A 6,222-nucleotide genomic window follows, 5' to 3' on the forward strand; every position below is an offset into this window, starting at 1 on the left:
CTCTGCTAAGCTCTGCTAAGCTCTACTCTACTCGTCTCATCTAGGCTAACTAACTGCTTCTCAATACTCATCTATGGATTCTAATATATAACATGTCGCGTAAGGCGTCAACCCGAAACTTCAGGCATTGGCCATTAGACTTTCGACTTGGCCAGATCCGGCCGCAGCGCTTGCGCACCGCCTAAGTAAACATGATGAATCTCCTTTTGGCTCTTCTCCGTGTTTACGAGCACCATGAGGCGTACGCAACGCTCCAGGCTTCCCTTTACAGGCACTTCCAGAGCGCACATCAGCGGCACGAGCTCCCAACCCGGCAGTTGTCTCACGGCTTGAGCCGGAAACGAATCGTCCAGATCCTGCGTCACCGTAATGAGCACGCTGCATATATCGGCGGGATCAATGTCGTTGCTTGACATGATCTCGCGTACCATCGTCAGCGTCGCCTCCGAGATCAGACTCGCTTCATTTGCTTCTACCGTTACAGCCCCGCGTATTCCCCGAACGCTCATCGCTGCACCTCCAATTTCAATTCTTCTACGATTTCCCTCACCCAATCTACAGGTACGTCCGACTTGATTTCTACCTTGCCAATCGCCGTCGGCACGATAAATACCATCGTTCCTTCCGCGAACTTCTTGTCATGCATCATCGCTGACATGACGGCATCCACGTCGAAGTGCCGAGGCAAAACGACGGGTAGTCCGCAACGTTCCAGCACTCGTTTCGTTACGGTATAGACCTCTTGCGGCGCGCCGTAACGGACGCCCAGCTTCGCGGACCCGATCATGCCGATCGAGATCGCTTCGCCGTGCTGCAGCTCGTTATACCCCGCAACAGCTTCCAGGGCATGACCAATCGTATGGCCGAGGTTAAGAATGGCCCGCAGACTGTTCTCCTTCTCGTCCTGCGAGACGACATTTGCCTTGACGCCGCATCCTTTGTACAGCGCATATCCCAATGCCTCGGGATCCAGGGAGAGCAGCTTAGCCGCATTGGCATCGCACCACGCCACAAACTCGGCGTCCCAAATGAGTCCATGCTTAACAACTTCCGACAATCCGCCGGCAACGTCACGGGGCGGCAATGATTGCAGCGTCTTTAAATCGTACAATACAAATTCCGGCTGATGGAATGCTCCGATAATGTTTTTTGCAAGCGGATGGTTTACCGCCACCTTGCCTCCGACGCTGCTGTCATGCGCCAGAATAGTCGTAGGGATTTGAACGAATTTGACGCCGCGCATATAGGAAGCGGCCACGTAACCGGCCAAATCACCGACAACTCCGCCTCCCAAAGCGACGATAGCCGACTTGCGGTCCAAACCGGCTTCCAGAGCCTTCGTGACCAGCCCTTCCAGCATCTGCAGCGACTTGGAGCTCTCGCCGGCAGGTACGACAGCCGAAGCAGCTTGAAAGCCGCCTGCGGATAAATTCTGAACCAGCGCATCCAAATAATGCGGAGCGACATGCTCGTCGGTAATGATCAGCAATGGAGACTTGGCGCTGATGCCATGCTTCGCGAAGTAGGACGACGCGTCATTTAATAGCCCTTCCCCAATGTAGATAGGGTAAGAGCGCTCACCGAGTTCTACCTTAAGCTCGCGCATCATTAATAGTTCTCCAATTGTTCTTGGTAGCTCTTAAGATTCGCGCGAATCTCCTCGATGGAATCGCCACCGAATTTCTCCAGGAAAGCCTTCGCCACTTCCCAGGCCACTACATGTTCCATGACGACGCTGGCAGCCGGTACCGCACAGCTGTCCGAACGTTCGACCTGCGCCGTGAAAGGTTCCTTCGTATCGATATCTACGCTGCGAAGCGGCTTATACAACGTCGGGATCGGCTTCATGACGCCGCGCACGACGATCTGCTCGCCGTTGGTCATGCCACCCTCGAAACCGCCAAGCCGGTTCGTCGCGCGATGATAACCCTTATCCGCTTCGTACATGATCTCGTCATGCACCTGCGAGCCGCGCAGCTTCGCCGCTTCGAAGCCGATGCCGATCTCGCAGCCCTTGAAAGCATTGATCGACATGACCGCGCCAGCGATTCTTCCATCCAGCTTGCGGTCCCATTGTACGTGACTGCCCAAGCCGATCGGCACGCCTTCGATAATACATTCCACGATGCCGCCGATGGAATCCCCTTCTGCCTTGATCTGATCAATATACGCCGTCATCTTGTCCTCCGTGTCCTTGTCCACGACGCGAACGGACGATTCTTCCGTCAATTTGATCAGCTCATCGATAGGCAAATGGTTAGCCGGCGCCTCGATCTCGCCGATGCGGATAACTTGTCCTGCCACTTTGATGCCGAATTCCGCCAACAGCTGGCGTGCAATGGCGCCGACGCCGACGCGGGCGGCCGTTTCCCTTGCACTGGAGCGTTCCAGCACGTTGCGCAGATCCTTCAGATTATATTTGAGGCCGCCATTCAGGTCAGCATGACCTGGGCGCGGACGATGCACTCTGCGCTTTTCCTCGTCGCTGCCTTCGATCGGCTCGATATTCATGACTTTGGTCCAATGCTTCCAATCGTTGTTCTGGACAATGAGCGCTACGGGTGCGCCGGTCGTCTTGCCATGGCGAACGCCGCCGACGATCTCGGCCGTGTCCTTCTCGATCTGCATTCTCCGTCCGCGGCCATGACCTTTCTGACGACGCTGCAATTGGAAATTCAACTCTTCGAAATCAAGCTTCAGATTGCTTGGCAAACCCTCTATAATAGCGGTCAACTGGGGACCGTGGGTTTCTCCTGCTGTCAAATAACGTAAACTCAAGCTAAAGCTCCTCCTTCAGCGCTAGGCCCGACTGCGCCCGCTGTCTTCTCCCTTAACATCTTTGCTCATTATAGTACAGAGGTGTAGGTTTGACAAGAAATCACAGCCTATTCCATTGACGCGTCAAAGCGTCTGTGGATTAAATTACATTTTTGTACAATAGTGGTGATTATGTTCGGCGTTATTCGGTCTTGCCTGCTATATGCGGAACATACAAAAACCGCCCTTCCCACTTGAGAAAGAGCGGCTTCCGATTATATGGTTCGGACAACTGCCGTTATTCAGACAGAACGTCCCTCTAGTCGCGGCCTTTCGGGAGCAGGCAGGATCGACTCGTCTACCAGACGATTGATCTGCTTGCTGTCGACGCCGATTATTTGCGCGCATTCCTGTATCGTAATAATTCCGCGTCTATATGCGGCAATTACTATACGCTTGTCCATCCACGTTCACCCTCCAAGGAGATATCCTTATCACCTAGTATAGGAGAAGTTGGAAGCTCGTATACCCTCCGTTACGTGCGACGATAGAAAAAGGTATCCGCCGTCTCGAATCCGTACTGCGCAGGCGAAAAGATTTGCTCCGTGCTGCCCACGAACAGAATGCCGCCAGGCTTAAGCGCTCCCGCGAATTTATGATATAACTGATGTTTGGCTTCTTCGGTAAAATAGATCATGACGTTGCGGCAAACGATGAGGTCGAAGCCGGATTCGAACTTGTCGTAAAGCAAATTGCCCTGTTTGAACGTTACAGCCTTCTTGAGCACTTCGGAGACCGCATATGCGCCTTCCGAAGTCTTGAAATATTTGTTCCTGCTGGTCTTCGGCACATCCCGAAGCGATCGTTCCAGATAAATGCCTTCCTGCGCCTTCTGCAACACGCCCATATCGAGATCCGTAGCAAGCAGCGTCGTCCGGTCAAGCAAACCCATCTCGGAAAGGATCATCGCGATCGTATAGGGCTCCTCGCCGGTAGAGCAAGCTGCGCTCCATATTCGCGGACGCAGGCTGGCTGACGCGATCTCCGGCAAAAAAACTTTTTGCAGCACTTCCCAGCGCTGCGGATTACGCCAGAATTCCGATACGTTGATCGTCATTCGGTCCAGAAATTCATTAAGCAAGGCCCGGTTGCCTTCAATGGCTGAATAATAGTCCCCGAAAGTGGCGAAGCCGTGCTTCATTCGAAGCGTCGTCAGCCGGCGTTTCATCTGGGCTTCCTTATACTGGGACAGATCAATAGCGGTTTTGCGCTTGATCTGGGATATAAATTGCGTGAAGTCTGGATCTTCGGACATGGGAGCCTCCCAATGATGTAAAGGTAATTATCAAATCCAGGCTTGAATATGGTGCTCGAAGCTTACGAGCTCCTCAGGCCGGAAGAAGTTGGAGATTTCCCGCGTCGCGCTTTCCGGGGAATCGGATCCATGAATCAGATTCAAGTTGGTATGTACGGAAAAATCCGATCGGATCGTGCCAGGCGCCGCATCGATTGCATTTGTTTTGCCAATCATGGCACGGGTCAGCGCAACAACATTATCGCCGCTCCATACCATGGCGAATACTGGACCGGAAGTAATAAATTCGAGAAGCGGTTCGTAAAACGGCTTGCCATGATGCTCCGCATAATGTATTTCCGCCAACTCGCGGGAAACGAGCATGAATTTGGCAGCGGTAAGCTGCAGTCCCTTTCTCTCAAAGCGCCCGACGATTTCACCGATCAAGCCGCGCTGCACGCCATCGGGTTTTATCATGAGAAACGTTTGTTCCATCTGCTACCATTCCTTTCTTCCTTCAAGCTCGTTTAATTGGTTGTTCAAACTCGGTTGTTCGCGATTCGTCGTTCGGTTTAATAATTGCGTTTCCCGACAAAATGCGCAATGTCGATTAAATTCTTTTTCGCCGTAATGTTCGGCAATCCTTCTAAAGCTTGCAAAGACTTTGCAATATATCGATTCGCCATGGCGTCGGCAAGATCGCCGCCTTTGCTTCCGCGGATAAGCTCGATGGCTCGTCTGGCATCCCCTCTGCCCTCTCGCGAGCGGATCGAGGCGATCTCGCCGAGCAACGGCTCGCGAATGCGTTCGTCGCGCAACGCCAGTATAACGGGCAGCGTAATGTTGCCCTGTCTCATATCAGAGCCCGGCGGTTTGCCGATCTGCTTCTCTGTGCCGTATAGGTCAAGCAGATCATCGCGAATCTGAAACGCCATCCCGACGTTGTAGCCGAACCGGTAAAGCGCATTCGAGACTTGCCGCTCGGCTCCTGCCGCAATTGCCCCCAGCTCGCAGCTAATCGCAATTAGCAAGGCCGTCTTCCGCCTGATACGGAGCAGGTAATTGCGAATGGATTGATCCGTGTTGAAGAAGTCGCGGATCTGCTCCATCTCGCCGATACACATCTCGACAAGCGCTTTGGACAGCACCTGGTGAATAATAGGGTTCGGCAGCCTCGTCGCAATGGAGAGCGCCTTCCCGTGTATGTAGTCACCGGTATACATCGCAATACGGTTATCCCACTTCGCCTTGACCGTGGGCTGCCCTCTGCGCGTCTCCGCATCATCGATGACATCGTCATGGACTAAAGATGCCATATGGATCAGCTCAAGCGGCACGGCGATTTGTTTAATGACATCCAGCTTGTACTCACCGAATTTGCCGGACAGCAATACGAATACTGGACGAATCCTTTTGCCGCCGGCTTTGAGCAGATGGGTCGAAGATTCCGACAGAAGGGCGTGGTCATCCGATACGCTGCGCTCCAACTCCTGCTCGATCTGATTCAGATCGCCTTTCATCTTTGCATACAATTCTAATAGTTTCATTCATTCACCTTTTGGGGGATTTGATCTTCTAGAAAAGTTAAGCTGACTTCTCCCGGCAACAGACCAAGTTCAGTCGCGTATCGGAAGTACAACTGAAGTCCTCTCTGCAGCCTCTCGTCGAAATCGTAGCGCAATGCCTGGAAGTAGATACGCCAGTAGGACTCGTCCCCTCCTAGCTGCGCGCATGCCTTCTCGACCAAATGCCCGGGATTGGCCACATTCGCCTCTCTGGTCCGAAGCATCGCGCGGTATAACGCATACACCTCTTCGCCGGCGGCTTCTATCGCTTGCCGTCTCGCGGCAACAACTGCATAGGTCATGCCAAGACCTGTCCACTCATTCCACAATTGTCCGAGATCCAACACCTGCATGCCCTGACAGTTACGAGAAGCGCGAATGGCTGGATCTCCGATCAGAAGCGCCGCATCGGCCGTCTCCAGCATGGTGTCCAAATCCGGCTCCGCAGGCAAGTATTCGGGTTCGCAGCCGTATCTCATCGTCATAATGATGCGGAGCAAGTTAACGGATGTCGCCGAGGTCGTCGTAACGGCTATGCTTGTCGGCCGTTTCTCTTCGATCGGCTGCTTCAGGAACAGCAGGATGGAATGGACCCGGCCTACCGAG

At 53.4% G+C, this 6,222-nt stretch carries 8 protein-coding genes; all 8 read right to left on the reverse strand.

The window, feature by feature from the left end:
* Nucleotides 1-134 precede the first annotated feature (134 nt).
* Entirely contained in the window at nt 135-509 is a 375-nt protein-coding gene (aroH, locus tag PAT3040_RS34260; protein WP_087566994.1) for a chorismate mutase, read from the reverse strand.
* The gene (aroB, locus tag PAT3040_RS34265; protein ID WP_108996172.1) at nt 506-1,609 is read right to left on the reverse strand and encodes a 3-dehydroquinate synthase; all 1,104 of its coding nucleotides are present in this window, start codon (nt 1,607-1,609) and stop codon (nt 506-508) included. Before aroB ends, aroH begins: the two co-directional genes overlap by 4 nt.
* Nucleotides 1,609-2,778 (reverse strand): chorismate synthase, encoded by a 1,170-nt coding sequence (gene aroC, locus PAT3040_RS34270; protein ID WP_108996173.1) that lies wholly within the window; start codon nt 2,776-2,778, stop codon nt 1,609-1,611. Before aroC ends, aroB begins: the two co-directional genes overlap by 1 nt.
* A gap of 281 nt (nt 2,779-3,059) precedes the next feature.
* Complete coding sequence (locus PAT3040_RS37820) at nt 3,060-3,221, reverse strand: hypothetical protein (protein WP_179215429.1); 162 nt, start codon at nt 3,219-3,221, stop codon at nt 3,060-3,062.
* Between the two features lie 71 nt (nt 3,222-3,292).
* Complete coding sequence (locus PAT3040_RS34275; RefSeq protein WP_108996174.1) at nt 3,293-4,072, reverse strand: CheR family methyltransferase; 780 nt, start codon at nt 4,070-4,072, stop codon at nt 3,293-3,295.
* Nucleotides 4,073-4,102: 30 nt separating this feature from the next.
* Nucleotides 4,103-4,546: a nucleoside-diphosphate kinase gene (ndk, locus tag PAT3040_RS34280; RefSeq protein ID WP_108996175.1), complete on the reverse strand. Its 444-nt coding sequence runs from the start codon at nt 4,544-4,546 to the stop codon at nt 4,103-4,105.
* Nucleotides 4,547-4,623: 77 nt separating this feature from the next.
* Nucleotides 4,624-5,598, reverse strand: a complete 975-nt coding sequence (locus PAT3040_RS34285) for a polyprenyl synthetase family protein (RefSeq protein WP_108996176.1) — start codon at nt 5,596-5,598, stop codon at nt 4,624-4,626.
* On the reverse strand, nt 5,595-6,222 hold a 628-nt coding region (locus PAT3040_RS34290), incomplete at its 5' end, for a menaquinone biosynthetic enzyme MqnA/MqnD family protein (RefSeq protein WP_108996177.1). The genes PAT3040_RS34290 and PAT3040_RS34285, both read right to left, overlap by 4 nt.

It is taken from the genome of Paenibacillus agaridevorans (assembly GCF_003112455.1).
Lineage (GTDB): Bacteria > Bacillota > Bacilli > Paenibacillales > Paenibacillaceae > Pristimantibacillus > Pristimantibacillus agaridevorans.

Excerpts from the sequence above, each read along its gene's own strand:
- aroH (WP_087566994.1), bottom strand. The coding sequence starts at position 509 with ATGAGCGTTCGGGGAATACGCGGGGCTGTAACGGTAGAAGCAAATGAA.
- aroB (WP_108996172.1), bottom strand. The coding sequence starts at position 1,609 with ATGATGCGCGAGCTTAAGGTAGAACTCGGTGAGCGCTCTTACCCTATC.
- PAT3040_RS37820 (WP_179215429.1), bottom strand. The coding sequence starts at position 3,221 with ATGGACAAGCGTATAGTAATTGCCGCATATAGACGCGGAATTATTACG.
- PAT3040_RS34275 (WP_108996174.1), bottom strand. The coding sequence starts at position 4,072 with ATGTCCGAAGATCCAGACTTCACGCAATTTATATCCCAGATCAAGCGC.
- ndk (WP_108996175.1), bottom strand. The coding sequence starts at position 4,546 with ATGGAACAAACGTTTCTCATGATAAAACCCGATGGCGTGCAGCGCGGC.
- PAT3040_RS34285 (WP_108996176.1), bottom strand. The coding sequence starts at position 5,598 with ATGAAACTATTAGAATTGTATGCAAAGATGAAAGGCGATCTGAATCAG.